This window comes from Pseudomonas sp. GD04091 (assembly GCF_029836165.1).
In the GTDB taxonomy this organism is placed as follows: domain Bacteria; phylum Pseudomonadota; class Gammaproteobacteria; order Pseudomonadales; family Pseudomonadaceae; genus Aquipseudomonas.
Map to the genome: position 1 here is coordinate 125,210 of NZ_JAOEBG010000003.1, position 23,023 is coordinate 148,232.

At 61.0% G+C, this 23,023-nt stretch carries 30 protein-coding genes and 1 pseudogene; 27 read left to right on the forward strand and 4 right to left on the reverse strand.

All coding sequences use genetic code 11. The features are described 5' to 3' along the window. Positions 1-9: 9 nt before the first annotated feature. The 6 genes from N7422_RS05590 to N7422_RS05615 are packed head-to-tail and all read left to right on the forward strand — an operon-like array spanning position 10 to position 5,336. Entirely contained in the window at positions 10-525 is a 516-nt protein-coding gene (locus tag N7422_RS05590; RefSeq protein WP_279805565.1) for a phage major tail tube protein, read from the forward strand. Positions 526-549: 24 nt separating this feature from the next. Further along, on the forward strand, positions 550-861 hold the full coding sequence (locus tag N7422_RS05595; protein WP_279805566.1) for a phage tail assembly protein: 312 nt from the start codon (positions 550-552) through the stop codon (positions 859-861). A gap of 8 nt (positions 862-869) precedes the next feature. Beyond that, positions 870-989 (forward strand): GpE family phage tail protein, encoded by a 120-nt coding sequence (locus tag N7422_RS05600; RefSeq protein WP_081263144.1) that lies wholly within the window; start codon positions 870-872, stop codon positions 987-989. Continuing rightward, the gene (locus N7422_RS05605; protein ID WP_279805567.1) at positions 979-3,615 is read left to right on the forward strand and encodes a phage tail tape measure protein; all 2,637 of its coding nucleotides are present in this window, start codon (positions 979-981) and stop codon (positions 3,613-3,615) included. The genes N7422_RS05600 and N7422_RS05605 overlap by 11 nt, the downstream gene beginning before the upstream one ends. Positions 3,616-3,621: 6 nt before the next feature. Continuing rightward, the gene (locus N7422_RS05610) at positions 3,622-4,062 is read left to right on the forward strand and encodes a phage tail protein (protein WP_197866095.1); all 441 of its coding nucleotides are present in this window, start codon (positions 3,622-3,624) and stop codon (positions 4,060-4,062) included. Then, the gene (locus tag N7422_RS05615; RefSeq protein ID WP_279805568.1) at positions 4,059-5,336 is read left to right on the forward strand and encodes a phage late control D family protein; all 1,278 of its coding nucleotides are present in this window, start codon (positions 4,059-4,061) and stop codon (positions 5,334-5,336) included. The genes N7422_RS05610 and N7422_RS05615 overlap by 4 nt, the downstream gene beginning before the upstream one ends. A 38-nt stretch (positions 5,337-5,374) precedes the next feature. On the opposite strand, the gene N7422_RS05620 is transcribed toward N7422_RS05615, so the two are convergent. From N7422_RS05620 to N7422_RS05630, 3 genes are all read right to left on the reverse strand, one after another. Then, positions 5,375-5,536 (reverse strand): hypothetical protein, encoded by a 162-nt coding sequence (locus tag N7422_RS05620; RefSeq protein WP_279805569.1) that lies wholly within the window; start codon positions 5,534-5,536, stop codon positions 5,375-5,377. A 128-nt stretch (positions 5,537-5,664) separates the two neighbouring features. Continuing rightward, the gene (locus N7422_RS05625; RefSeq protein ID WP_279805570.1) at positions 5,665-6,015 is read right to left on the reverse strand and encodes a DUF2511 domain-containing protein; all 351 of its coding nucleotides are present in this window, start codon (positions 6,013-6,015) and stop codon (positions 5,665-5,667) included. Between the two features lie 9 nt (positions 6,016-6,024). After that, the gene (locus N7422_RS05630) at positions 6,025-6,345 is read right to left on the reverse strand and encodes a helix-turn-helix transcriptional regulator (protein ID WP_279805571.1); all 321 of its coding nucleotides are present in this window, start codon (positions 6,343-6,345) and stop codon (positions 6,025-6,027) included. Between the two features lie 86 nt (positions 6,346-6,431). On the opposite strand from N7422_RS05630, the gene N7422_RS05635 reads away from it, so the two are divergent. The 19 genes and pseudogenes from N7422_RS05635 to N7422_RS05725 form a co-directional block, all read left to right on the forward strand. Then, on the forward strand, positions 6,432-6,644 hold the full coding sequence (locus N7422_RS05635; RefSeq protein ID WP_279805572.1) for a DNA-binding protein: 213 nt from the start codon (positions 6,432-6,434) through the stop codon (positions 6,642-6,644). 29 nt (positions 6,645-6,673) lie between these two features. Further along, the gene (locus tag N7422_RS05640; RefSeq protein ID WP_279805573.1) at positions 6,674-7,147 is read left to right on the forward strand and encodes a YmfL family putative regulatory protein; all 474 of its coding nucleotides are present in this window, start codon (positions 6,674-6,676) and stop codon (positions 7,145-7,147) included. Then, positions 7,144-7,443, forward strand: coding sequence for an ogr/Delta-like zinc finger family protein (locus N7422_RS05645; protein WP_054895360.1), 300 nt, complete (start codon positions 7,144-7,146; stop codon positions 7,441-7,443). Before N7422_RS05640 ends, N7422_RS05645 begins: the two co-directional genes overlap by 4 nt. Next, positions 7,440-7,814, forward strand: a complete 375-nt coding sequence (locus tag N7422_RS05650) for a hypothetical protein (protein ID WP_279805574.1) — start codon at positions 7,440-7,442, stop codon at positions 7,812-7,814. The genes N7422_RS05645 and N7422_RS05650 overlap by 4 nt, the downstream gene beginning before the upstream one ends. A gap of 71 nt (positions 7,815-7,885) precedes the next feature. After that, positions 7,886-8,131 carry a hypothetical protein gene (locus tag N7422_RS05655; RefSeq protein ID WP_279805575.1) on the forward strand — a complete coding sequence of 82 codons (246 nt, stop codon included), beginning with the start codon at positions 7,886-7,888 and terminating at the stop codon, positions 8,129-8,131. Positions 8,132-8,145: 14 nt separating this feature from the next. Next, on the forward strand, positions 8,146-10,857 hold the full coding sequence (locus N7422_RS05660; protein WP_279805763.1) for a toprim domain-containing protein: 2,712 nt from the start codon (positions 8,146-8,148) through the stop codon (positions 10,855-10,857). A gap of 49 nt (positions 10,858-10,906) precedes the next feature. Next, positions 10,907-11,179 (forward strand): hypothetical protein, encoded by a 273-nt coding sequence (locus tag N7422_RS05665; RefSeq protein ID WP_279805576.1) that lies wholly within the window; start codon positions 10,907-10,909, stop codon positions 11,177-11,179. A gap of 14 nt (positions 11,180-11,193) precedes the next feature. Next, positions 11,194-11,547, forward strand: coding sequence for a hypothetical protein (locus N7422_RS05670; RefSeq protein WP_279805577.1), 354 nt, complete (start codon positions 11,194-11,196; stop codon positions 11,545-11,547). Beyond that, a complete protein-coding gene (locus tag N7422_RS05675; RefSeq protein WP_279805578.1) occupies positions 11,544-11,759 on the forward strand; it encodes a hypothetical protein in 216 nt (71 codons plus the stop codon). The genes N7422_RS05670 and N7422_RS05675 overlap by 4 nt, the downstream gene beginning before the upstream one ends. Before the next feature lie 50 nt (positions 11,760-11,809). Next, positions 11,810-12,178, forward strand: coding sequence for a hypothetical protein (locus N7422_RS05680; protein ID WP_279805579.1), 369 nt, complete (start codon positions 11,810-11,812; stop codon positions 12,176-12,178). A gap of 63 nt (positions 12,179-12,241) precedes the next feature. Continuing rightward, positions 12,242-12,808: a hypothetical protein gene (locus tag N7422_RS05685; protein WP_279805580.1), complete on the forward strand. Its 567-nt coding sequence runs from the start codon at positions 12,242-12,244 to the stop codon at positions 12,806-12,808. Next, a complete protein-coding gene (locus N7422_RS05690; protein ID WP_279805581.1) occupies positions 12,805-13,005 on the forward strand; it encodes a hypothetical protein in 201 nt (66 codons plus the stop codon). Before N7422_RS05685 ends, N7422_RS05690 begins: the two co-directional genes overlap by 4 nt. After that, complete coding sequence (locus tag N7422_RS05695) at positions 12,995-14,677, forward strand: DNA cytosine methyltransferase (protein ID WP_279805582.1); 1,683 nt, start codon at positions 12,995-12,997, stop codon at positions 14,675-14,677. The genes N7422_RS05690 and N7422_RS05695 overlap by 11 nt, the downstream gene beginning before the upstream one ends. Before the next feature lie 61 nt (positions 14,678-14,738). Beyond that, positions 14,739-14,987, forward strand: a complete 249-nt coding sequence (locus tag N7422_RS05700) for a hypothetical protein (RefSeq protein ID WP_279805583.1) — start codon at positions 14,739-14,741, stop codon at positions 14,985-14,987. Then, the gene (locus N7422_RS05705) at positions 14,984-15,325 is read left to right on the forward strand and encodes a hypothetical protein (protein ID WP_279805584.1); all 342 of its coding nucleotides are present in this window, start codon (positions 14,984-14,986) and stop codon (positions 15,323-15,325) included. Before N7422_RS05700 ends, N7422_RS05705 begins: the two co-directional genes overlap by 4 nt. Positions 15,326-15,443: 118 nt before the next feature. Beyond that, on the forward strand, positions 15,444-15,659 hold the full coding sequence (locus tag N7422_RS05710) for a DUF4224 domain-containing protein (protein ID WP_279805585.1): 216 nt from the start codon (positions 15,444-15,446) through the stop codon (positions 15,657-15,659). Continuing rightward, the gene (locus tag N7422_RS05715; protein ID WP_279805586.1) at positions 15,656-16,798 is read left to right on the forward strand and encodes an integrase; all 1,143 of its coding nucleotides are present in this window, start codon (positions 15,656-15,658) and stop codon (positions 16,796-16,798) included. Before N7422_RS05710 ends, N7422_RS05715 begins: the two co-directional genes overlap by 4 nt. A gap of 318 nt (positions 16,799-17,116) precedes the next feature. Then, positions 17,117-18,445: an integrase arm-type DNA-binding domain-containing protein gene (locus tag N7422_RS05720; protein WP_129933811.1), complete on the forward strand. Its 1,329-nt coding sequence runs from the start codon at positions 17,117-17,119 to the stop codon at positions 18,443-18,445. A gap of 893 nt (positions 18,446-19,338) precedes the next feature. After that, a pseudogene (locus N7422_RS05725) lies at positions 19,339-19,458 on the forward strand (integrase); the annotation flags it as partial. 455 nt (positions 19,459-19,913) lie between these two features. Here the strand turns inward: N7422_RS05725 and N7422_RS05730 are convergent. Next, on the reverse strand, positions 19,914-20,708 hold the full coding sequence (locus tag N7422_RS05730; protein ID WP_279805587.1) for a hypothetical protein: 795 nt from the start codon (positions 20,706-20,708) through the stop codon (positions 19,914-19,916). Between the two features lie 392 nt (positions 20,709-21,100). On the opposite strand from N7422_RS05730, the gene N7422_RS05735 reads away from it, so the two are divergent. Continuing rightward, a complete protein-coding gene (locus N7422_RS05735) occupies positions 21,101-21,241 on the forward strand; it encodes a hypothetical protein (protein ID WP_186687448.1) in 141 nt (46 codons plus the stop codon). 425 nt (positions 21,242-21,666) lie between these two features. Further along, complete coding sequence (locus N7422_RS05740) at positions 21,667-22,599, forward strand: hypothetical protein (protein ID WP_279805588.1); 933 nt, start codon at positions 21,667-21,669, stop codon at positions 22,597-22,599. Positions 22,600-23,023: the final 424 nt, after the last annotated feature.

The window sequence follows — 23,023 nt, forward strand, 5'->3', positions numbered from 1 at the left end:
ACCGCCACAATGGCCATGCCGCGCAAACTCAAGAACATGAACCTCTTCAACGAGGGCACCAGCTACCTGGGCGTGTGCAAGTCCTGCACCCTGCCGCCGCTGAGCCGCAAGATGGAAGGCTATCGCGGGGGTGGCATGAACGGCCCGGTGAAAGCCGACCTGGGCTTCTCCGACGACGGCATCCAGTTCGAATGGAAGACCGGCGGCCTGGACCTGCTGGCCCTGCGCCAATTCGGCGCAGTGAAGGCTGACGGCGTGATGCTGCGCTTCGCCGGGAGCTTCCAGCAGGACGACACCGGCACCGTCTCGGCGGTGGAGGTTGTCGTCCGCGGTCGCCACGAAACCATTGAGATGGGCGAAGCCACGCCCGGCGAGGACACAGAGCACAGCATCACCACCACCTGCAGCTACTACAAGCTGGCGGTGGACGGCGAGGTCCTGGTCGAGATCGACCTGCTCAACTTCATCGAGATCATCGACGGCAAAGACATGCTCGCCGAGCAGCGTAAAGCCCTGGGCGTCTAACCCCCCTTCCCCACTGGAGCCACCATGAAGACCACCGAAGCCACCCCACTGAACGACAACCAGGTCGAGCTGGATACCCCGATCAAGCGCGGCGACACCGAGATCGCGCTCGTCACTCTGCGCAAACCCACCTCCGGCGAGCTGCGCGGTCTGCACCTGTCTGAGCTGCTGCAAATCGACGTGGCCAGCCTGATCAAGCTGATCCCGCGTATCACCGATCTCAACGAGTACGAAGCCAGCCGCCTGGACCCCGCCGACCTGTTTGCCATCGGCACGAAGGTCGCCAGTTTTTTGCTGCAGAAGCGGATGAAGACGGACGCATCCCTCGTTGCGTAGAGGACGCGATGGCCGACGTGGCCATCGTCTTTCACTGGTCGCCCGGTGACATGGACAGGCTCAGCGTTTGCGAGCTGATGGACTGGCGCGAGCGAGCGCGGATCAGGAGTAACAACCATGGCAAATGACCTGCGCCTGCGGGTGCTGTTGGACGCCATCGACCAGGCCACCGCGCCGCTCAAGCAGATCGACAAGGCCAGTCTCGAGGCTGGCCGGCAGCTCAAGGCGGCCCGTGACCGCCTCAAGGAGCTGAACGCCCAGCAAAAGGACGTCAGCGCCTGGCGCACCCAGCTCACCCAGACCCAAGAGACCACCCAGGCGCTGGAGGCTGCCCGGGCGAAGGTCCGCGCCATCGCCCAGGAGATGGCCGCCACTGGGGCGCCCACCAAGGCCATGGCCAGCAACATGCGCACGGCGGTGCGCGAGGCACAGCGGCTCAAGACGGAGCACCAACAGCAGGCCGAGAAGCTCCAGCAGCTGCGCGGCAAGCTGTATAGCGCCGGCATCAGCACCCGTGACCTGGGCAGCCATGAGCGCAAGCTGCGCGAACAGATCACATCGACGAACGAAGCCATCAGCACCCAGAGCAGGCGTATGGAGGAGCTGGCCAGCCGACAAGCGAAGCTGGCCAAAGCCCGTGCAGCCCTCGAACGGACCCAGGGCCTGGCCGCTAAGATGGCCGGCACGGGCGCTGCCGGCCTGGCGACGGGGTATGCCGCAGCGCAGCCGGTGAAAGCTGTCCTGGGCGCCTTCGCCCCGAACGAGGACTCGGCCACGCAGTTGAAGGTCTCGATGATGGACAGCAACGGCAAGGTCGCAGAGGACTTCAAGAAGATCAGCGACCTCGCCACCAGCCTCGGCGACCGCCTGCCCGGCACGACTGCCGACTTCCAGAACATGATGACCATGCTGCGCCGGCAGGGCCTGAGCGCAAAAAGCATTCTCGGTGGGACAGGAGAAGCCGCTGCTTATCTGGGCGTGCAGCTGAAAATGCCAGTGGAAGAGGCGGCCGAGTTCGCCGCCAAGATGCAGGATGCAACCAGCACCACCGAAAAGGACATGATGGCGCTAATGGACGTCATCCAGCGTGGATTCTATGCCGGCGTCGACCCCGACAATATGATGCAGGGCTTCAGCAAGATCGCCCCAGTCATGGACGTGATCAAGAAGACTGGCATCGAGGCCGTCAACGAACTCGGCCCACTGCTGGTGATGATGGACCAAGCCAGTATGGAAGGTGGCGCTGCGGGCAACGCCTTCCGCAAGATCTTCCAGGCCGGCTTGAAAAAGGACAAGGTCGACGGTGCCAACGAGCTGCTGGCAAAGCAGAACATCAAGCTCAGCTTCACCAACGAAGATGGCAACTTTGCCGGGCTGGAGAACCTCTACAAGCAGATCGACAAGCTCAAGGTCCTGAACGACGAAGACCGCACCGCCGCGATCAACAAGCTGTTCGGCGACGACGCCGAGACCATGACCGTCCTTAACAAGATGATGGAAAAGGGTCTGGCCGGTTATCAGGAGGTACAGCAGAAACTCAAGGACCAGGCCGACCTGCGCACCCGCGTCAACGAGCAGCTCAACACACTGAGCAACGTCATGGAGGCGGCCGAGGGCAGCTTCACCAACGCCATGGCAGAGTTCGGTGCAGCTGTAGCCCCCGAGCTGAAGGAGTTGATCACTACCCTGGGCGAAATCGCGGCGAGCGTCGGCGCCTGGGCACGGGAGAACCCCGCACTGGCTGGCGGTCTGGTGAAGGTTGTGGCTGCTGTAGCGGTGCTCGCTGCAGGCTTTGGCGGCCTGGCCATCACCATGGCCAGCTTGCTCGGCCCATTCGCGATGGTGCGCTACGGCATGGCGCTGTTCGGCGTGAAGAGTTCCGGCATGTTCTCGGTGGTTGGCCGGTTAGTCGGCGTGATGAAAGGCGGCCTGCTGACCGCCATTCGCGCCGTGAGCATCGCGCTTTGGGGCCTGGCAGCGAACCCGGTGGCCCTGGCCATTGCGGCCGTGGTCGCCGCCCTGGCCGGCGCCGCCTACCTGATCTACCAGAATTGGGACCAGGTGAAGGCGTACTTCTCCAACGCCTGGACGGAGATCCGCGCAGGCTTCGGCGCCGGCATCGGCGGCATCCTGACCGTGCTGGCCAACTTCAGCCCCATCGGCCTGATCTACCAGGCCTTCGCCGCAGTGCTGAACTACCTGGGCGTCGACATGCCCAGCCGCTTCACCGAGTTCGGCAACATGATCGTCAACGGCCTGGTCAACGGACTGATGTCAGGCCTGGGCCAGATCAAGGACGCCGTGTCCGCCTTGGGCGACTCCACCATCGGCTGGTTCAAGGAGAAGCTCGGGATTCACAGCCCCTCCCGCGTGTTCGCCGAACTGGGCGGGTTTACCACCGAGGGCCTTGCCATGGGCCTGGACGACGGTGCCAAGGCCCCGCTGGAGGCAGTCAACCGCATGGGCCAGCAGCTGACGGACGCCGGCACATTCGCGCTCAAGGGCACGCTACCGGAGTTCAACGGCGGTGGCCCGCTTGCCGCTGGTGGCACGCCCATCACCATGGATGACAGGGCACCACTGGGCGCAGCACCGGCCGCGAGCTACGACAGCCACGACACATACGAGATCAACATACATCCCACTCCGGGCATGGACGCGCTGGCCATCGGCCGGGCGGTCCGCGCCGAGCTGGCCCGCATTGACAGCGAGAAGGCCGCCCGCCAGCGCAGCCGTCTCACCGACCAGGAGTAACCCGTCATGATGCTCGCCCTGGGCATGTTCGTCTTCAGCCTGCACACCCTGGCTTACCAGGAGATGCAACGGCAAACCGAGTGGCGCCATGCCGCCAGCAATCGCATCGGCGCACAGCCGTCCCGGCAGTTCCTCGGCCGTGGCGAGGACTCCATCACCCTCCCCGGCCTTCTCCTACCGGAGCTGGCCGGTACTCCGTCGGCGCTCGATGCCCTGCGGCATATGGCGGACACCGGCAAGGCCTGGCCTCTGGTCGAGGGCACCGGCCGCCTGCTGGGACTGTGGGTGATCGAGAGCCTCGGCGACAACCGAACGCTGTTCTTCCAGGACGGCGCCGCTCGGCGCATCGACTTCACCCTCAACCTCAAGCGCATCGATGACGGCCGCATCGACATGCTCGGCGCCGGCATCGCTGGCGGTGTGAACATCTTGAGGCAGCTGCTGTGATCGAAGCCGCCATCGCCAAGGTCACCGGCTTCCTGCGGAACACCTACGACGGGCTGCAGCGCGATGCCGCGTATCCGGTGCCGGCATTCCGAATCACCGTCAACGGCAGCGATATCGCTCAGCTGATCAGCCCGCGCCTCATGAGCCTGCAGCTCACCGACAATCGCGGCCTCGAAGCGGACCAGCTGGACCTGACCCTCAGCGACCACGACGGGCTGCTGGTGATTCCCCCGCGCGGCGCCGTAGTGCGCCTGTGGCTGGGCTGGAGCGACACCGGCCTGGTGGACAAGGGCAGCTACATCGTCGACGAGACCGAGCACAGCGGCGCGCCGGACGTGCTCAGTATCCGGGCCAGGTCCGCGGATCTGCGCAAAGGCCTGAAGACCAAGCGCGAACGCAGCTGGAGCGCGACCACGCTGGGCGAAGTCCTGGGCGACATCGCCCAAGGCAATGGGCTCACCGCGACGATCTCCGGCGCCCTGGACGGGTTGGCCATCCCCCAGCTTGACCAGGCCAATGAGTCCGACGCAAACCTGCTGACGCGTCTGGGCGAGGACTTCGACGCGGTGGCCACCGTGAAAGCCGGCTGCCTGGTGTGCATGCCGGCCGGCGGCGGCAAGACCGCCAGCGGCCTGGACCTGCCCCACATCACCCTCACCCGCGCCGACGGCGACCAGCACCGGTTCCTGCAGGCCGACCGCGACAGCTATGACGGTGTGCGGGCCTACTACTACGACGTGAACAGCGCCAAGAAACAGGAGGCCATTGCCGGTGGCGGCGAGAACCTCAAGGACCTACGCCACACTTACAGCGACCAGCAATCTGCCCTGCGCGCCGCCCGGGCAGAGCTGAACCGGCTGCAGCGAGGCGCCGCCACGCTCAGCTATACGCTGGCCAAGGGCCGGCCGGACCTGATCCCGGAGCTGACGTACACGCTCCAGGGGGTGAAGTCGGAGATCGATGAAATCATCTGGTACGGCGGGAACGTCCAGCACAGCCTGACGGCCGACGCCGGCTACACCATGAGCCTGGAGCTGGAAAGCAAGCTGCCAGAGGACACGGTTGAAGGCCTGCTTGATGACGGCGTGCGCGGCAAGATCAAGTACACGGGGGTCATCGCCTTCTACCGCGACAAGGATTCGGGGAAAGAAAAGTCAGTCACTGCCGGCGATCAGACCAAGCCAAGGCGCCTGCGCCGCGTGTACGTGAACGAGAAGAATGCGCGGCGGGCTGCGGACCGCGAATGGAAGCGCATGCAGCAGCAAGCCCAGTAGCATCAACAAAGAACCCGGCGCACGGCCGGGCTCCTTGTCTATCGCGCGGCGAGAAGAGCATCCAGGAACCGGATGATGTCCTCGCGTCCTTGCGGATCAAGCTGCCTGAACATCTGCACGACCATCCGTTCGCGCTGGTTCAGCTCAAGCGACTCGACTGCTTTGGGCTGGTTGGTCTCCACCTGTTTCACTACCGACATGTTTCACTCCATTTCACACGTTCGGGCGCCCGGTACCAACATCGGTACCGACCAAAGCACCCTAGGAAGGAGTGATTTTCGGTTTGGTCGAGCGTGCCACCAGCCCCACCAAGAGATTCAGCCTGGTCCTACGGCTTCCCGCAAAGGGCCTGAGCCCGCTGCACGATATCGCTGTAGTCCATCTTGATCGACGGAATTTTCGGATTTGGCTTAGTGATGGTCTGCCCATCCGCCCAGCCCTTCTCCTTCGCCTGGCTGCGTGCGCTGCCGTTCAGCGCGTACACAGTTCCATCAGCTGTGCGTGCCAGGGCTTTCGGCGAAGGCCCTTCACAAAGCAGGTCGACGCTGTCCACGGTGAACGGCCAGGCTTCGCCATACTCCTTGCTCGTTACAGTCTCTTTCTTGTCGCTACCAGCCCCACAGCCAGCCAGCAGCACAAATGCCGTCGCCAGGCAGATCGTTGAATTCCGTTTTCTCACTGTTTGCTCCTAGTTTTTCTTGCTGAACGCCATGAGCAGGCGTTTCAACGCTCCGAGGTCTTCTTCTTCCAGTGACCTCACCTGCTGGACGATCTCCAGCTCCGAGGCCGACAGCGCACCCTCAGCAGTGGGAGAGCGCTGCCCAGTGACGACGTAGAGGATGTCGACCCCCTTCTCAGCCACTGCCGCAAGGTAAGCGGCATCAGGGCTTCGGTCGCCCTTCTCGTAGTTGAACTGCGAGGTCTTGGCTACCCCAGCGAAAGCAGCAAATTCCGACTGGTTGAATCCTAGTCGGACACGCTCGTCCCTCAGCCTTTCACCGATTTTCAACAAAACGACCCCTTAAGAGCTTGACGATTCAACATTCGTTGAATAGTCTTCTCTGGAAATCACACGAAATCACACGAAACGGAACTATGCACAACACCTACCCCAGCGAGCAAGCATGTGCAGAGGCCCGCCAGCGCCTGGCTAGCCAAGGGCTGTCAGTCAAGGAATGGGCGGAGAAGAACGACCTAAACCCCTCCACCGTCTATGCGGTCTTGAATCGGCAGAAGAAGTGCCTGCGAGGCGAGTCCCACCGCGCCGCAGTGCTGCTGGGCATCAAGAAATCCGTGACAACAAGCTAGGCCCCCTGGCTCAAGGAGGAAACCAGAACATGAAGCGTCCAGTTCTAGAAACCCTTCGCCAGGTGGTTAGCGCAGTGATCTGCGCATTCCCTGGCGGCCGCGAAAGCGCCGCGGCTCGGCTCGGCTACGAGCTGAAACGGTTTGATAACCACGTCTACGAGAACGCCGGCAGCCGGCCTCTGAGCTATGACCAGATCCATCAGCTGGAACGGGACACGGGAACGACCTTCCTCCCTGAGTTCATTTCCCACCTGTATGGCGGCATGTTCGTGCCGCTCGTCCGGCCGGAGAAACTGGACAACATCGATCTCTACGCCCGGGCAGTGAGCACCGCGGCCAAGCGTGGCGTGGTCGATCAGATCATCGACAAGGCCTTGGATGATGGCGTCATCGAGCCAGACGAGGCGAAGGCGATCATGCAAGCCCATACCCGGTATCTGGCAGCACGCCAAGCGGAGGTCATGGCGACGATCCAGCTGCACAGCAAAGGGGGTGTGCATTGAGCACCTACAAGCTCGTTTGCCCTCACTGCGGCGGTCGCATGCGCATCCGTACCAGCGAGGGAACACACATCTTTCTGCGCGTTGCGTACTTGCAGTGCGTGAACGAGGCCTGCGGCTGGTCCGTGCGTGCCCAGTTCGAAATGACCCATGAAATGAGCCCGAGCGGCATGCCGAACCCGTCGGTTCGCCTGCCTGTTGCGACCGTGGCCCTGCGCCGCCAAGCGATGAAGTCTGCCACTGGCGACGATCACCCGGATCTGCTGGACCAACTGGATATGGAGGCTGTGAACGCATGAACGCTATCGCATCGATCTCGACCGTTGAAACCGACTACCGCGCAGCCATGCAGCAGGCTGCGGTGGCGTACCTGTTCCGCCGAGAAGGTCTTCACCTGTCCGGTGACCACCAGGTGTTCGAGAACTGCCGGCAGTACCTGGTGCAGTCGCTGGAAGTCCCTGCACACCTGGTACAGCGGATCGCCGAGCTGGCCGTGGCTGAGTTCGAAAGCAAGACCACCAAGCGGCTGCAGCTGGTAGGCATCTGCGCCACCAGCGGGATCTTCCGACCGAAGCTGATCCTGCTGGACACCATGACACAGCACCGCTACCAGGTGCCGGCACGCTACCTGCCGCGCCGCCTGCTGCAACACCGCGACACCTCCAAGTAATCCGATCCAACCCCTTCCCGATGCCCCGTTCTGCGTGGGTAAGGGGAAACTGCATTCCACTGGTGGCCGAAATGAGCAACATCACCATCCAAATCACGCTCGACGAGCAGCAGGCAAAGCAGTACCAGCTGTGGCTTGCCGGGCAGTATGCCAACGAAATGGCGGGGGTCTGGTACTCCGATTGCTACCGCAACGTGCCGACCGGCGAGCGGGGCCGCAAGGTCTTGCAGGACATCCCGCACCTGCGTGGCATCTGCAGGACCAGCAAGGCGCTCGCGGACCTCCTCGGCCCGGTGCCGGTGGAGCGTGCGCAGTGACCACGACCCACCCCATGGAGAACAAGCTGCTCCAGGACGTTCAGCAGCGCCTGGAGCGCGACTTCGGCCTCAAGCACATGCCTGGCACCAAGTTCATGCGCAAGGGCAAATGCCCTGCGCACGGCTGCGGGCAGAAAACCCTGTACACCTTCTATGACGCCCCTTGGGTGCTGGTCTGCGGCCGGCCTGAGAAGTGCAACCACCGCGTGCATGTCAAAGACCTGTACGACGACCTGTTCAACGACTGGAGCAAGCTCGCGCCGGCAACGGATGAGAACCCAAGCGCCACCGCGCGTGCGTACCTCGAATTCAACCGCGGCTTCCGCGAAGAGCTGATCAAGGGATGGTACACGCAGGACACGTACTGGGACCCCAAGCTCGGGATCGGCAGCGCAACGGTCCGCTTCCCGCTCGACAAGGGTGGCTACTGGGAGCGCCTGATCGACAGGCCAAGCCGGTTCGGAAAAATGAAGGCTCGCTTCCGGCCAACTGGAGAAGGCAAGACGGGCTACAGCGGTGTCTGGTGGTGCCCGCCCAGCCTTGACCTGCTCCAGGTGGACGAGCTGTGGATCGTCGAGGGGATCTTTGACGCCATCGCCCTGCTGCACAACGGCGCCCATGCCGTGTCCATGATGTCCAGTTCCCCATTCCCAGCTGAGTCGTTGAAGGCCCTGCTGAGCAGTTGCCAGGAGGCTGGCCGGCGCCCGCCCAAGTTGATCTGGGCCCTGGATAACGAGCCGGTAGCCAAGGCCAACGCCCGCCGCTGGGCGAAGGAAGCTCGGGAAATGGGCTTTAAGTGCGAGGCCGCGCTGGTCCCGCAGCCCGACAGCAAAAAGGTGGACTGGAACGACCTTCACCTGCGCTGGAAGTACCTGGACGATGACAAGCGCGACGACCAAGTGCAGGCCGACCTCAAACGTGCCCGCCATGAAGGTGCCCTGCTGCTGGCCGAGTCGCCAGAGGAGAAGGGCCTGCTCATGTACGACTGGCAGTCACGGAGCGAGTTTTCCTTCTCGTTTGCCAGCCGCCTCTACTGGTTCAAGTTCGACATGGCCCGGTTCGACAGGAAGATGATCGAGCTGGAAAACCCGAAAAACCAAGAAGACATCACGCTGACCGAACGCCAGAAGCGGGACAAGGCCTTGCGCGATTCGGCTTCTGTGGTCCGTATCGCCAACTGCTACTTCCAGGCGCTCTACAACATGCGCAACGAGCAGACGGACGAGGCCTGGTACTACTTCCGTATCGAGCGGCCCGGCAAGCCGGTGACCAAGAGCACCTTCACCGCAGCCCAACTCGCCTCGGCACCTGAGTTCACAAAGCGACTGCTGAACGTGTCCAACGGCGGCTGGTACACGGGCAGCGCCGCCCAACTGATCCGACTGCTTGAGCCGCAGATGGATGACCTGAAACAGGTCAACACCATCGACTGGATCGGCTACTCCAAGGAACACAAAACCTATGTGTTCAACGAGATCGCGATCTCGCAGGGCAACGTCTACAAGCTCAACGAGGAGGACTTCTTCGACGTTGGCCCGCTGAGCATCAAGTCCCAGAGCATGTCGCCGAACCTGGTCATCAACACTGACCTGAACGCCTACAACGCAGGCTGGTTCGAGACGTTCTGGAAGTGCTTCGGGGGGCGCGGCACCGTTGTCTTGGTCTGGTGGCTGGCCTGCCTGCACGCCGAGCAGATCCGCCAGCTGCAGAAAACGCTGTGCTTCCTGGAGCTGGTCGGCGAAGGCGGCTCGGGTAAGTCCACGCTGATCGAGTTCCTGTGGAAGCTCGTCGGCCGCATCGAGTACGAAGGCTTCGACCCCACCAAAGGTACCGCTGCCGGCCGTGCCCGCAACTTCTCCCAGGTGGCCAACCTGCCGGTGGTGCTGATCGAGTCTGAGCGCGAGCAGCAGGATGGCGCGCCGGTCAAGCACTACGACTGGGACGAGATCAAGACCACCTACAACGGCCGCTCGGTGCGCTCGACTGGCGTCAAGAACAACGGCAACGAAACCCGCGAGCCGCCCTTCCGTGCCGGCGTGATGATCGCCCAGAACAACGCGGTCACCGCCTCCAACCCGATCCTGACCCGTATCGCCCAGGTGCTGCTGAACAGCGAGCACCACACCCCGGAAACGAAGCTCTACGCCGAGGAACTGGAGTGCATGCCCATGGAGAAGATCAGCGGGTTCCTCATCAAGGCGCTGCAGAAGGAGGAGGAGATCCTGCGCCTGCTGGAGGAACGCACCAGGGGCTACGAGCAGGAGCTGCTGGCCATGCCAGAGATCCGCACGGTGCGGATCGCCAAGAACCACGCGCAGCTGCGCAGCATCACCGACGGCCTGGCCCTGGTCGTACCGCTGGGTGAGGAGCGCCGGGCACTGGTGCACCAGGAACTGTGCCGGATGGCTGTACAGCGACAAGAGACCATCAACGCGGATCACAAGGTCGTGCGCGAGTTCTGGGACCTCTACGACTTCCTCGATGGCGAAGGCGACGGGCTCAACCACTCGCGCAACAAGGGCTTGATCGCAGTGAACCTCAACGAGTTCGTGAAGAAAGCCGCCAACGAGCGCCAGCAGATGCCCGCCGCGCTCGGCGAGTTGAAACGCCTGCTCAAGACCAGCAAGTCGCCGAAGTTCCTGGAGGCTAACAAACCGACCAACTCCGGCCGCCACGACAGCGACTTCATCGGCAAAACCGTTCGGTGCTGGATCTTCCAGCCCTGACTTACTCGCCGGGCGCTGCAACGCCTGGCTCAACCCAAGGAGAAACGACATGCAACTACACATTTCTCGCGGCGCTCCCGCCACTGGCAAGACCATTCGCCTCAGGCAAACGGCGAAGAATGCAGGGATCAAGGAAAGCAACATCTTGGTTGGTACCGCCTATGCGGATCGGGAACTCGAAGAAAAGGTCCTGCAGCTTGCTCTACGTGGACTCAAGGTGATCTGCATCGACGAATGCCGAGAGGAACAGCTCGCGTTCCTCCGCCGAGTGAAACACCGCATCTGCAACAGCGTCACCGTCCACGCCGTCGCGGCCAACTGATGAAGGTGAACGATATGCTCCAATCCCAACCAGCAGGCGAGAAAAACCTGTTCGATGCCCTGGTGCAGTACCAATGCGCCCAGACGCGCACGGAACTTCTGGAGGCTGGGCCGCGGGCGCTCGCGCGCCTCGTGCCTGTCGCGCTACGCGAAACATGCGAAAGCCGTGTCGTTGGCCGTTTCTTACTCGGTCTGCACGACGCCCAAACACACCCCTTTGCACTTACCGATCTGCGCAGCCTCGACATCGGCGTGTTTGAGGACTGCCTGTGCGTGCTCTACCTGGCCTTCCTCAACGAAAGAGCGGTCCAGGACTACTTGCCGCGGGGCCGGATGATCTTCAACCAGCTGCGCGAGTACTGGGCGTGAAGTGGCAGGCGAAGCGCAACGCGGACGACCAGGTCATCCCGCGCTGCTGGATCTCCGACAGCGGTTACACGGTTGCCGAGTGTCGCCTGCCGCACTCGCGGTACCCGGTGACTCGCCCTGGCTCCTCGCTGCCCTTTGCCTACGCCGATGACCGCGACCAGGTGATCGAGATCATCAAGAACGACATGCAGGCCACCGCGGCCAGCCAGTAACCAAAGCGCCGGGCAGCTGCAACTGCTAGGCGCCCCCATGGAGAAACGACATGCAGAACACCAAGTCGCTGAACGCCCTGAACGTGGAGCTGGCCTTTCAGGTCTGGGCCGAGGATCGCGGCTACGACCTCAAGATTGGCGCCGACGGCGCGCTCACCAACATCGAAACGCGCGCCGCCTGGCTCGGCTTCGAAGCCGCCCATGGCCCGGACGGCTGCATGCCTTGTGGGCAACAGCTCTATGCACAGATCAAGAAATGCAGCGAGTACGCCCACCAGACCGACCAGCTGTTCCCGGTAGCGGTTGGGCAGCCTACCCACGGTGAATACGTCGTGGTCGGCGGACCGGGTGGTGTGTACCGGTTGCGCGACGTGGACCTCTTCGTCGTCACGGACGGCAAGCCAACCCAGCTCAAGTAAGCAGAAGGGAGGCGCCGAGGAGCTGCAACTCCCCGGCGCCGACCAACCCCAAGGAGAAACGACATGCAAGTAGAAACCCCCGAAGTCGGCGCGCAGAAGGCTAACACACTGCGTTATGACACCCTTGTAATCCGTGGCGCAGTTGGCCGGACCGTTCCCCGTGAAGTTGACGGCGGCGAGGTAGTGGCCTGGAGCCTGGGCCATGGCCTGGCAGCCATGGACGCCTTGGAGGTGTTCGTGGACGATCTGGCAGAAGGCAGCTGGCACGGCTTGGCGCAGGGAGCCACCGACGCGCTCAACCTCATGCGCCGACGTCGTGCCCTCGGCTGGGAGGCCGATGTGGTTGCCGAGGAGCCACCTGCAGGCTGGAAAGCTGCTGTTTCACGGGCTGAGGCGACAGCTCGCGAGGTGTTCGGCGAAAGCGACGACGACGCCATGCAAGCCATCGACTACATGGCTGGGCTGCTTCTTGCTTTCGAACCGGCAGAGCAGCGGGTGCCCTTCATGTTCGTCCAGCTGCAGGACGGCCATGTGATGGATTGGACACAGGATGCGAACTTGGCCGAAGCCTGGGGCGAAGAGGGTTACACGGTCTCCAAGCTCTACACCGCCAAGGAGGGCACCCAATGAAACAGACCCGCCCACGCCTGGCCAGCCACTCGCTGGACCTGCCCAACCACTGCGACATCTGCAACAAGGCCCGCTCCCACGGGAATCATCAGCGCTGCAGCCAGCTCCGCCAACAGCGCCAATCTGCGTACTGGTCAGCCTACATGGCCAACGTCGAGGCCAAACGGGCACAAGGGGGCCGTCGCAATGCTCGCTAAGCGCAAGCTTTACCACTTCCACCTGTGCTGCGGCCTGGGAGGCGGAGCCAAAGGCTTCAACCGGGCCAAACCCATCGTCGGCAACATGCAGGCGGAGTGGGAGTGCATCGGCGGCGTGGACGTTGACCCAGCCGGCCTGGCCGACTTCGAGCGCCTGTCGGGCGTCAAGGGCACCCTCATCGATCTGTTCACCCGCGACCAGTACATCCGCTTTCACGGCAAAGAGCCGCCACCAGGTTGGCGCGAGGCTACGCCGGAGGATATCCGGCGTGCAGCAGGTGGCCGCAGGCCGGACGCCGTCTTCATCAGCTCCCCGTGCAAGGGGGCAAGCGGTCTGCTGTCGGAAACCATGAGCCTGACCCCGAAGTACCAGGCCTTGAACGAGCTAACGCTGCGCTGCATCTGGCTGTTCGGCGAAGCCTGGAAAGACGACCCGGTACCGCTGCTGGTGTTCGAGAACGTCCCGCGCCTGGCCAGTCGCGGCCGGCACCTGCTGGACCAGATCGGCGCACTGCTCAGCCACTTCGGCTATGCGGTTGCCGAAACCACCCACGACTGTGGCGTGATCGGTGGCCTGGCCCAGAGCCGCAAGCGCTTCCTGCTGGTGGCACGCCATGTCGAAAAGGTGCCGCCCTTCCTCTACGAGCCGGAGAAAAAGAACCTCCGCGCCGTTGGCGACATCCTCGGGCGCATGCCGCTGGCCGGCGACATCGAACAGGCCGGCCCGATGCACCGGGTACCGGCCCTGCAATGGAAGACCTGGGTTCGCCTCGCCCTGGTCGAAGCCGGCAAGGACTGGCGCAGTCTGAACGACCTGGCGATCGAGGATGGCTATCTGCGCGACTTGATCATCGTGCCCCAGTTCCGCGACGGCTTCCTCGGCGTGAACGGTTGGGCCGAGTCGGCCGGTACCGTGGCGGCTCGCAGCGGACCAACCAATGGCAAGTTCTCTGTGGCAGACCCGCGCGCCAAGGCCGGAGCCCTGCAGTACCAGCAATACGGTGTGCGACGTTGGCAGGACACCAGCGGCGCGGTGATCGGGGTCAAGAGCCCGGGCCAAGGGACGTTCAGCGTTGCTGACCCTCGGCGGGCGGGCAACGGCTTCGGCAAGTACCTGGTCACCCCATACGCCAGCTCGGCCGGCACAGTGATCGCTGGCAGCACCACAGGCCAAGGCGCATTTGCTGTTCAGGACCCGCGCCCGGGCATGCGCCGCACCAAGGGCGATGCCTACCTGACTGGCGGCCACTATGGCGTCGTGCCCTGGACTGGCCCGGCCGGCGCCGTGTCAGCGAGCGCCATGCACGACAATGGCCGCTGGAGTGTTGCAGATCCTCGCCTTCCCGAGGCGGACGACCGGCTTACCTGTGTAATCGAGTCGCTCGACGGAACCTGGCATCGCCCATTCACCACCCTGGAACTGGCAGCGCTGCAGAGCCTGGTCGAGCCCGAAGAGCAGCTTGAACTGGACGGTCTCAGCGACCAGGCCTGGCGCGAGCGAATCGGTAACGCAGTGCCGCCGGCGGCGGCCGAAGCAATCGCCCATGTTATGGGCACCACCCTGCTCCTGGCCGCCCAGGGCGAGACATTCATGCTTAGCAGCATGCCGATCTGGGTTCGCCCAGTCGCGGTAGGCCTGAGCGTTGCGCAACAAGAGGTGGCGTATGACTGATCTATTTTGCCGACATGGCAGCCGAAACAACGTCCGCTGTAGCCACTTCCGAGGTAAAGCCATGACCCGCCTCGCCTTCTGTCTCCTGCTGGCCACCGGAGCCAGCGCAGCCGAGAACGTCATCGACGTGCAGCACGACAGCCAGCGCGGCGTTACCTGCTACCTGCTGAATGGCGTCGGCATCAGTTGCATCCCCGACAGCCAACTGCAGGCCAGCAGCGAGCAACAGCTCTCACCGCACGAAACCCAACCCGAACCAACACCCGCTGCCGCGCCAGCGGCCTGGAATGATGAGAGGTATCAGCTGTGAGTAGCGAATTTTGGAATGGCAAAGGCCTGCCGCCGGTCGGCACGGTGTGCGAGTACAAGCGCGGAAGCGGATGGGAAAAAGTTGAAGTGTTCGCGGTCAAACCGAACGTGAACGGTAGTACCAGCGCGCTGTTCACTTACGAGTGTGGGACGTGGAGCGCCTGCGCCGAACATTCCTTCTTCCGCCCCATCCGCACGCCTGAGCAGATCGCGGCTGAGCGGCGCGAACTGGAGATCAATGAGATGTGCGAAGTGCTTGGAGTAATCCAGGGCACTGCTGGCTGCGGAATAGCCATGCGGCTCTACGACGCCGGCTACCGCAAGCAGGTGACGCAATGACCTGCACCTGCCCATCCGGCGACGGCTCACTGCGCTGGCCGTGTCCTGTTCATCCGCCGAAAGCTGCCAAGAAACTCCGGGGAGAGCTTCTAGTCGCTGACGAAGGGCCACCAGCCGTATGATCGCTCACCAACAACCTGGCACGATCCTGACCTTCCAGGATCTGCAACGACTCACGGGTTACACTCGTCGGTCTGGTGTGGAGCAAGCCCTGCGAAAGCAGGGCATCCGCTGGTTCTGGGGGCGCCATGGTCCCTGGACTACCATTGACCTGGTCAACCAGGCCGGCGGCAAGACGCCGGTCACCGAGAAATACGACAGCGAGATCCTATGAGGCGGACCCGTAAACACAACCCGCACATCCCCGCTCACATTGATCAGGCCGCCATTCCGGCGGCCGTTTTTTTTGACCACCGGTGGGAAGGCGTCTGGTACACCTCCTGGCGAGACGAGGGCGGCAACCGCAAGCGGATGAACATCGCCGGCCGTACCGCGACGCTCGGGGATCTGCACCGGATCATGGAGGAGAGGAACGGCATCGATCGGGAAAGCCTCAACCACCTGTGTAAGGAGTTCCACGCCAGCGCGCGGTTCAAGCGGCTGGCAAAGACAACCCGCGACGACTACGAATACTCCCGCGACGTGCTGCTGGCGATACCGACCAAACTGCAGAAGCCACTCGGCGAACTGTCAGTGCGCAAGTTCACATCGGCCCTAGTGCAACGCCTGGTCGACCGGATCGCCGACGAGGGGACCCCCTCGAAAGCCGCGCACGTTCTTCGCTACCTGCGGCTGGTCATGCAGTGGGGCCGCAACCGCGGCTACCTTGATATCAATGTCGCCCAGGGCATCGAGGCGCCGGCCGAGCGCAAGCAGCGCCGCCTTCCGAACCCCAAGGTCATGGGCGAACTGATCGCACGGGCACACGCCATGGGGCAGCTCACACGGGGACAACCTGGTGCCTGCCCGGCTTACCTAGGCTACGTGATGGAGCTGGCCTACCTATGTCGCCTGCGCGGTATCGAGGCCGTCACACTCACCGATGCAAACGAGCTGGATGACGGCGTCCAGACGAACAGGCGCAAGGGCAGCCGTGACAACGTGGTGTGCTGGACGCCCAGGCTCCGCGCTGCCTGGGAGGGCGCCAAGTCGTACAGGCGTCGTATATGGGCCAGCCAGTCCTACCCTATTCCAGCATTGGCCGAGCGCCGCTTCGTTATAGTGGCGGCCCACGGCGGGCAGTTGCAGAAGAGCAGCCTGGACAGCGCCTGGCAGCGATTCATCACCAGGGCGATCAAGGACGGCGTCATCACCGAAGAGCAGCGCTTCGCGTTGCACGACCTCAAACGTCGCGGCATCACCGACACACCTGGCGACCGCAAGCAGAAGCAGGACGCCAGCGGCCATCGCGATGAAGCCATGCTCGACATCTACGACTTCAGCCTCCCCCGCGTATCCCCTTCCGCCGACTGATTCCCGCGTACCAATACAGCCAGAGACTGCATGGTTTCTGGCTTTCCGCGCACCCAGCACGTACCAGAAAGACACGTAACCTATTGATTTACATGCTGTAAGCAGGGTTCTTGTAATCAGTAGGTCCCGGGTTCGATTCCTGGTGCCGGCACCATATCCAGCTCCATCGCGTTCCACCGAATGCCTTGGAAGCCCCTAAAACCCGCCCTTTGGCGGGTTTTTTCGTTCCAGGACCCTCCGTCGGGATCCAACAAAATACCCCATCCCCGGGGGCATTTTTAGGGTACAGCGTCTTGCCTGCATGGAGAACGTACCCTTATGCCACGCCTAGCCGTTCCTCTCAGCGACCTCAAATGCCGTACGGCGAAACCTCGCGAACGTGCCTACAAGCTGTTCGACGGTGGCGGCATGTATCTCTTCGTGAAACCCAACGGCGTGAAAACGTGGCGATTGCGCTACTTCAAGCCCAGCGGCAAGGAAGGCACGCTGATCATCGGCAACTACCCCATCATCTCGCTGGCTGTCGCGAGGACCAAGCGCGATGAAGCCAAGGCGCTGTTGCTCGACAACCTAGACCCGATGGAAGAGAAGAAGAAAGCGAAGCTTGCTGCCCAACGAGCCTCCCTGCTTTTCCAAACCGTCGCCCTGGAGTGGCACGCCGAAATGTCCCGGCGCTGGACGGAGGGACATGCCAAGACCGTCATGAGTCGGTTGCGCACCCACGTATTCCCCCTGATCGGCCAACGCCCCATTGCTGAACTCGATACTCATGATCTGCTTGAGGTCACCCTGCGTATCAAAGAGCGCGGCACCATGGACGTTGCCCTGCGCGTGCAGAATTATCTCTCCACGATCATGCGGGGCGCGAAGCGGGCGCGGCAGATCAGCCAGAACCCGGCGCTCGATCTGGCAGGGTCGATTCATGCCCCGCGTACCGTGCACCGCCCTGCCCTCTCACTCAACCGCCTCCCCGAACTACTCAGCCGGATCGACAACTACAACGGCCGTGAGCTAACCAAACTGGCTGTACTGCTGACGCTGCACGTGTTCGTGCGTTCCAGCGAACTGCGCTTTGCGCGCTGGGATGAGTTTGACCTGCAAAGGGCGATGTGGGAGATCCCGGACACCCGTAAGCCAATCGACGGCGTGCGCAATTCCACTCGTGGTACCAAGATGAGCGGAGACATACAGATGGTGCCGCTCTCTCCCCAAGTCATCGCGATCCTTGAACGGCTGCGCGGCTTGAGTCGCTTTTCCGAACTGGTGTTGCCCGGCGACCACAAGTACTGGAAGCCGATGTCAGAGAACACGGTTAACCAGGTGCTGCGCAACGTCGGCTACGACACATCCAAGGAGGTATGCGGACATGGATTCAGGACCATGGCCTGTAGCGCCTTGTTGGAGTCAGGGCTTTGGACAGACGCGGCTATTGAGCGGCAGATGAGCCACAAGGAACGCAATCGCGTGCGCGCCGCCTATATCCACAAGGCCGAATTTTTGGAGCAGCGCAGGCTGATCATGGCGTGGTGGAGCAATTACATCGATGCCAACAGATCGGGGCATGTCACTCCACATGAGTTTGCCCATCCATCTGGGGACAACATCACCCCCTTACCAAGTGGGCGTGGCGCATTCAATCGTCGGTGAACCCGCCAGATCGCTGTTGGCCGCTCTTTAATTCGGGTCCATCCAAACAGGGCTGCAAAGCCGCCCTGTTTGGATGGACCTCGCTTTGCAAAGCTAAAAGCCGACACAGATCCTTTGGATACCACTGATTTCCACCAGTGGATAATTTCATGCACAGCCCCAGAGGCCACGAGAATTGGAGCGTTGACCAAAATTATCCACAGGCGTAGAACTGACGTTGCAAGCGCTGTCGATGACAGCACCCCAGGTGACCCGAGCCTTCAAGGTCACGCCGCTCCTGCGGTGGTTCTCCCCAAGGGCGATTCGCATCCGGCAGCTCGCCCGGTCACCTCCCCGGTGATGGATGCTCTCTAATCCTATGGCGCTCGTGCGCCAGCTACACCGTACCTCGCTGCCCTGCAGCAACCTATCCGCTTGGCCGAATCCTGCGCCAACCTGTGCCCGTCTCTTTCTCTAGAAAGAGACGGGCACTTCTACCACTGCTGCAGCCCTGATCGCACATAGCTTTGCGGGATTCCCCCTCGTGACAATCGGCGTGACAAACGCCGATGTCACCAGCAACAGCGATGTAGATGATGGTGCCGCAGACCACGGAATGGACTGCACCTGACTGACGGTCAGGTATGCCCCGGTCATCGCATTGCTGCTTGCACATGGCTCAGGATCTTCAGGCGCTGGTCTCGTCAGCCAGTGCTGCCTCCACCCGCCCACCGGTAACGGTGTTCAGGAGGCCAGATCATGAGATGCCCTAGCTCCCGGACGTAAGGAGCCGCCAGTCCCGCGTAGTGGACATTCCCCACAGGTCGCAGGGGCCTTGATCCCTGATAACACTCAGCATTCTTGGCGGGATGACGTGGGGCGAGGACTGGAGAGCAAGAGATGAGGTGACCGACATGGCATTGGTGGGTAGACGCGATGGCCGCAATTTCGGTTACGGCAGACAATTGAGCTACGCAGGGCCGCTAGCGCTGAAAGGCATGTTCGGTGATGGACATTACGGTACGGTCAAAGCGCCTGGAGGTGTTGTGGGTTTTCGGTTTTTGGGCAGGGACAGCCCCACTCCCGAGACTATCTACAGCCTCCAATGAGGATGAGCAGGAAGGAACGCCCCAAACGGGGGGTTTCGCAACTGCCCGAGCAGGCTACCCTTGAGGCTTACGAGCCCCTACGAAACTAGGGGCGATCCAGCTCTCGGAATGCCACTAACCTAAGAAAGCTAGCCACATACCGACATCATCAAGATTATCGACATCGTGAAGGTCGTTCGTAACGGGAAATTTGTTGAACTGGGAGAAGCCGGGTACTCCTCGTAACGCGCATCTAAGCCTCGCGCAGAAGGAACCTATACTGCAGGGCAGGTGCGACATCGAGAAACTTCGTTGACCCTGCCTTTCCGTTCGAAAAATTCTTCATTCACTGCCATAGCTATAAGACGCATCACTCGTCACCTACGAGCTTGAACTACGGCCTATCTGTCAGTGCCCTCCTCAAGGTCATCATACGAGCCGAGTTCAAGGCCAAGCTTTAGCTGTGCCACCAAGGCCTCGATGCTTTGGCGGGAGTAAGGACCGTTGGCGATCAAACGAATCGTAGTACTGCGGGATACGCGCACATTGGCGATCTCCTCGCCATCGTGTGAAACGGCCGGTCTCAGAGTCAGCTCTTGTAACGCAGGTGATGACTTCTTCTGGGCATGATCTCTAATAGCGGTAGGCTCTGCATCGGCCTCCTGCTCAAACAACTCATCATCGAAATTATCAGGCTCCACTAACCCTGGCGGCTCGCGATCCAGCTTCGCGAAGCTAATCGCCGCCTCGTAGACCTTGATGATCTCGGTCGAGGCCGTTGCTGTGTATTCCCTTTCTACCCTCAAGTAGTGAGCCACGGTGTCATCCGATGGCCGATCGAGACCGTACCTATTCCATAAATCCGCGAGAATCTGGGGCGAAAGCGCTGCAGTTTTGATGGCGGCATCACGCTCTGGGGAGACTATGCGCTCGTCCTGAACGATCGACAGCCCTAAAGCAGTCAGATAAACCTTTCGATCAGGTCCGCTTCCCTTATCTTCCATAAGACCATAAGCCTTGAGGGACGAGACCGTGACCAGCCCACCGCTGCTTTTGGGGCCATATTTCCAATGCGCTACCGCGGTAGTAACGAGCGCCTCATGCTTGCCCTCAGCCTTATGGAAGGCCTTGGCACGCGCCACCGCAGCTTCTAGTGTGATACCGGGATAGGACGGACTACGCTGCTTTACGGCCATGATGTGACTCCAAAAGGTTTCTGACATGCCAACACTACAACACACCAAAGAACCAAACAAGACTTGGAAGACTGCCAAGTCTCCAAAGAAACACTTTTCTCTTGACGAGCAAAAATAGAAAGGTAGACTTGCGACAAGACTGGAGGAACCAGTACGAAGGACCAGCCCACGGGTACGCCTTCGATTGGATTCGAAAGCATAAGTGAAGAGGGAATTTCAAGGAGGATACCGGCCAAGCGCCAACTTGGCCGGTGGGTAAAAGACATCTGAAAGGGCTCCAGAGGTCTCTCGCTAGCTTTTGGGAAAAGCTTTGTAATGGTAATGCGGTTTGATTGCCGATGCAAGGTTGCGAGTTTCGTGTTCGAGCCCAACACACCATTAGGGGTATGACCATGTCTCAGCTCGACATGTTCGGCCAGCCGGATGATGAATGCGAAGTTATCTACAGGATGACGATCCGCACCAAGTCTGGAAAGGTGATTCGGCGGGCCAATGGCCAGCCGTTTCGAATCGTGATCCGCCGGAAACGCTGACCGCATACTGGCGCCCTTAAGGGCGTCAGTTCTACCATCGCAGAGGAACGCTATAATGGCATCCACTAAAGAGCTTCACCCGGGCACCACCACTCCTGTCTCAGGGCAGTATCGCAACGATACGACAAAGACGGAAATAACTGCCACTAAGGGATCCCCGCTTCCCCCGACGCCAGGTAAAGGGCAGACCTATACTCTGGTCGACAGAACGAAACATAAGCGATAAGAAGAAGCCCCGCTTTACGCGGGGCTTTTTTTATCCACAGTTGGAGTAATGACTAACGCAAAAAAGCCTAGGAGGCACTTGCAGATCCAAGGCGCTCACCCGTCACGCCGCGTATCCGTAAGCGATCGAGTTTATAATCCGTTTAGCAAGCCATCTTTAAGGCTTGAAGACATCTACGAAACTAGGAGCTATTGAGAAAATGGATCAACGGATAGTTAATCTTGTCGCTGGCAGCAGCTTCGAACACAGCCTGTATTCGGCCGCACTGCGAAACCTGTCCGATACAGGTAACCAGCTTCGATTCAACAATTTTGCCTATGCGATGCGTGAGCTCAGCAGGCATTTCTTGCATCGGCTTGCTCCTGACGCTGAAGTTGTGAAGTGCCCTTGGTATAAGAACATTACCAAGGAAGAAGGAAAAATCGCTAGGTCAGAACGGGCTGCCTACGCCGTCCACGGTGGTCTTTCCGAAGAGTACGTGGACGAGACCTTGGGCCTCGACCTCAGTGAGATGAACAAGCGCCTGAAGGTCGCAATCGACAGTCTCAGCAGATACACGCATATCCAGGAAGACGTCTTTGATTTACCTGTTGAGCAGGTAGAAGCACTAGCCCAAGAGACAACCGAGTCCTTTGCCGGTCTGTTCGATGCGATCAAACGCTGCCATGACGACATCGTCTACAAGCTTCACGAGGCGATTGATGATGCTGCGGTGGAGGAGGTTCTGCGCGATACCATCCAGGCCATAGACGAGCTGGCGACTCATCATTTCATCGATGAGATTTACGTAGACGAGACGATAATCCGAATCACGTATGACACCGTTCATTTCGACGTTGCAGGCATGGTCGGAGTCGAATTGCAATACGGATCCAACTCTGACTGGCGCAGTGGAGACGGTGCGAAGATCGATATTTCCTTCCCGTTCATCTGCAAAATGATTTGCCCTGCTGCAAACCCCAGCGAGGAAACACTCAAAATGGTGCAGGGCAGCCTCACTGTTGACACTAGTCGTTGGTACGAGAGCGATGATGAAGAGAGCGAGGAAGGAGACGCTGATCCACATGCTACAAAGACCGCCACAGATACGGAGCAGATATACTCTCGCCCAGAAGATAACGAGATTTTTTGAAGCGACGAGCCCCGTTACGACAAACCAACTTGCAGGCGAAAGCCGATAGGCAGGTTGGAGTAAGTCAGCGATATCTCCCTTCACAAGGACTATGGCCTACGACTAGTCAGGGGGAGTGCCCGGCGTTATGCATTCATAATTCTCATCGTGGATGACGATTAATAACTCCCCAATTTGACTCCACTAGATTCCATAACTAGCTGATTTGTTTATAGTACCTCTTTGAGGTACACCAAAAACTCCACCGAATTCCAGCCCCGCGAATCCCCTGCCCTCACAGCAAGAAGCCGTTCGTCTGGTGCCGCACCATCTCCAAAAGCCTCGACATCTGTCGAGGCTTTTTCGTTTCAGCCCCCCCTCCCCTGCTGCGACAGATTGTCCACACCTTCCACTTCTTGTTTTCGCTCAATAAACCCCACATTCA

Bases quoted from the DNA above. Each gene is read 5' to 3' on its own strand.
- N7422_RS05590 (WP_279805565.1), top strand. From the start codon at position 10: ATGGCCATGCCGCGCAAACTCAAGAACATGAACCTCTTCAACGAGGGC.
- N7422_RS05595 (WP_279805566.1), top strand. From the start codon at position 550: ATGAAGACCACCGAAGCCACCCCACTGAACGACAACCAGGTCGAGCTG.
- N7422_RS05600 (WP_081263144.1), top strand. From the start codon at position 870: ATGGCCGACGTGGCCATCGTCTTTCACTGGTCGCCCGGTGACATGGAC.
- N7422_RS05605 (WP_279805567.1), top strand. From the start codon at position 979: ATGGCAAATGACCTGCGCCTGCGGGTGCTGTTGGACGCCATCGACCAG.
- N7422_RS05610 (WP_197866095.1), top strand. From the start codon at position 3,622: ATGATGCTCGCCCTGGGCATGTTCGTCTTCAGCCTGCACACCCTGGCT.
- N7422_RS05620 (WP_279805569.1), bottom strand. From the start codon at position 5,536: ATGTCGGTAGTGAAACAGGTGGAGACCAACCAGCCCAAAGCAGTCGAG.
- N7422_RS05635 (WP_279805572.1), top strand. From the start codon at position 6,432: ATGCACAACACCTACCCCAGCGAGCAAGCATGTGCAGAGGCCCGCCAG.
- N7422_RS05640 (WP_279805573.1), top strand. From the start codon at position 6,674: ATGAAGCGTCCAGTTCTAGAAACCCTTCGCCAGGTGGTTAGCGCAGTG.
- N7422_RS05650 (WP_279805574.1), top strand. From the start codon at position 7,440: ATGAACGCTATCGCATCGATCTCGACCGTTGAAACCGACTACCGCGCA.
- N7422_RS05655 (WP_279805575.1), top strand. From the start codon at position 7,886: ATGAGCAACATCACCATCCAAATCACGCTCGACGAGCAGCAGGCAAAG.
- N7422_RS05660 (WP_279805763.1), top strand. From the start codon at position 8,146: ATGGAGAACAAGCTGCTCCAGGACGTTCAGCAGCGCCTGGAGCGCGAC.
- N7422_RS05665 (WP_279805576.1), top strand. From the start codon at position 10,907: ATGCAACTACACATTTCTCGCGGCGCTCCCGCCACTGGCAAGACCATT.
- N7422_RS05670 (WP_279805577.1), top strand. From the start codon at position 11,194: ATGCTCCAATCCCAACCAGCAGGCGAGAAAAACCTGTTCGATGCCCTG.
- N7422_RS05680 (WP_279805579.1), top strand. From the start codon at position 11,810: ATGCAGAACACCAAGTCGCTGAACGCCCTGAACGTGGAGCTGGCCTTT.
- N7422_RS05685 (WP_279805580.1), top strand. From the start codon at position 12,242: ATGCAAGTAGAAACCCCCGAAGTCGGCGCGCAGAAGGCTAACACACTG.
- N7422_RS05690 (WP_279805581.1), top strand. From the start codon at position 12,805: ATGAAACAGACCCGCCCACGCCTGGCCAGCCACTCGCTGGACCTGCCC.
- N7422_RS05695 (WP_279805582.1), top strand. From the start codon at position 12,995: ATGCTCGCTAAGCGCAAGCTTTACCACTTCCACCTGTGCTGCGGCCTG.
- N7422_RS05700 (WP_279805583.1), top strand. From the start codon at position 14,739: ATGACCCGCCTCGCCTTCTGTCTCCTGCTGGCCACCGGAGCCAGCGCA.
- N7422_RS05710 (WP_279805585.1), top strand. From the start codon at position 15,444: ATGATCGCTCACCAACAACCTGGCACGATCCTGACCTTCCAGGATCTG.
- N7422_RS05715 (WP_279805586.1), top strand. From the start codon at position 15,656: ATGAGGCGGACCCGTAAACACAACCCGCACATCCCCGCTCACATTGAT.
- N7422_RS05720 (WP_129933811.1), top strand. From the start codon at position 17,117: ATGCCACGCCTAGCCGTTCCTCTCAGCGACCTCAAATGCCGTACGGCG.
- N7422_RS05730 (WP_279805587.1), bottom strand. From the start codon at position 20,708: ATGGCCGTAAAGCAGCGTAGTCCGTCCTATCCCGGTATCACACTAGAA.
- N7422_RS05735 (WP_186687448.1), top strand. From the start codon at position 21,101: ATGTCTCAGCTCGACATGTTCGGCCAGCCGGATGATGAATGCGAAGTT.
- N7422_RS05740 (WP_279805588.1), top strand. From the start codon at position 21,667: ATGGATCAACGGATAGTTAATCTTGTCGCTGGCAGCAGCTTCGAACAC.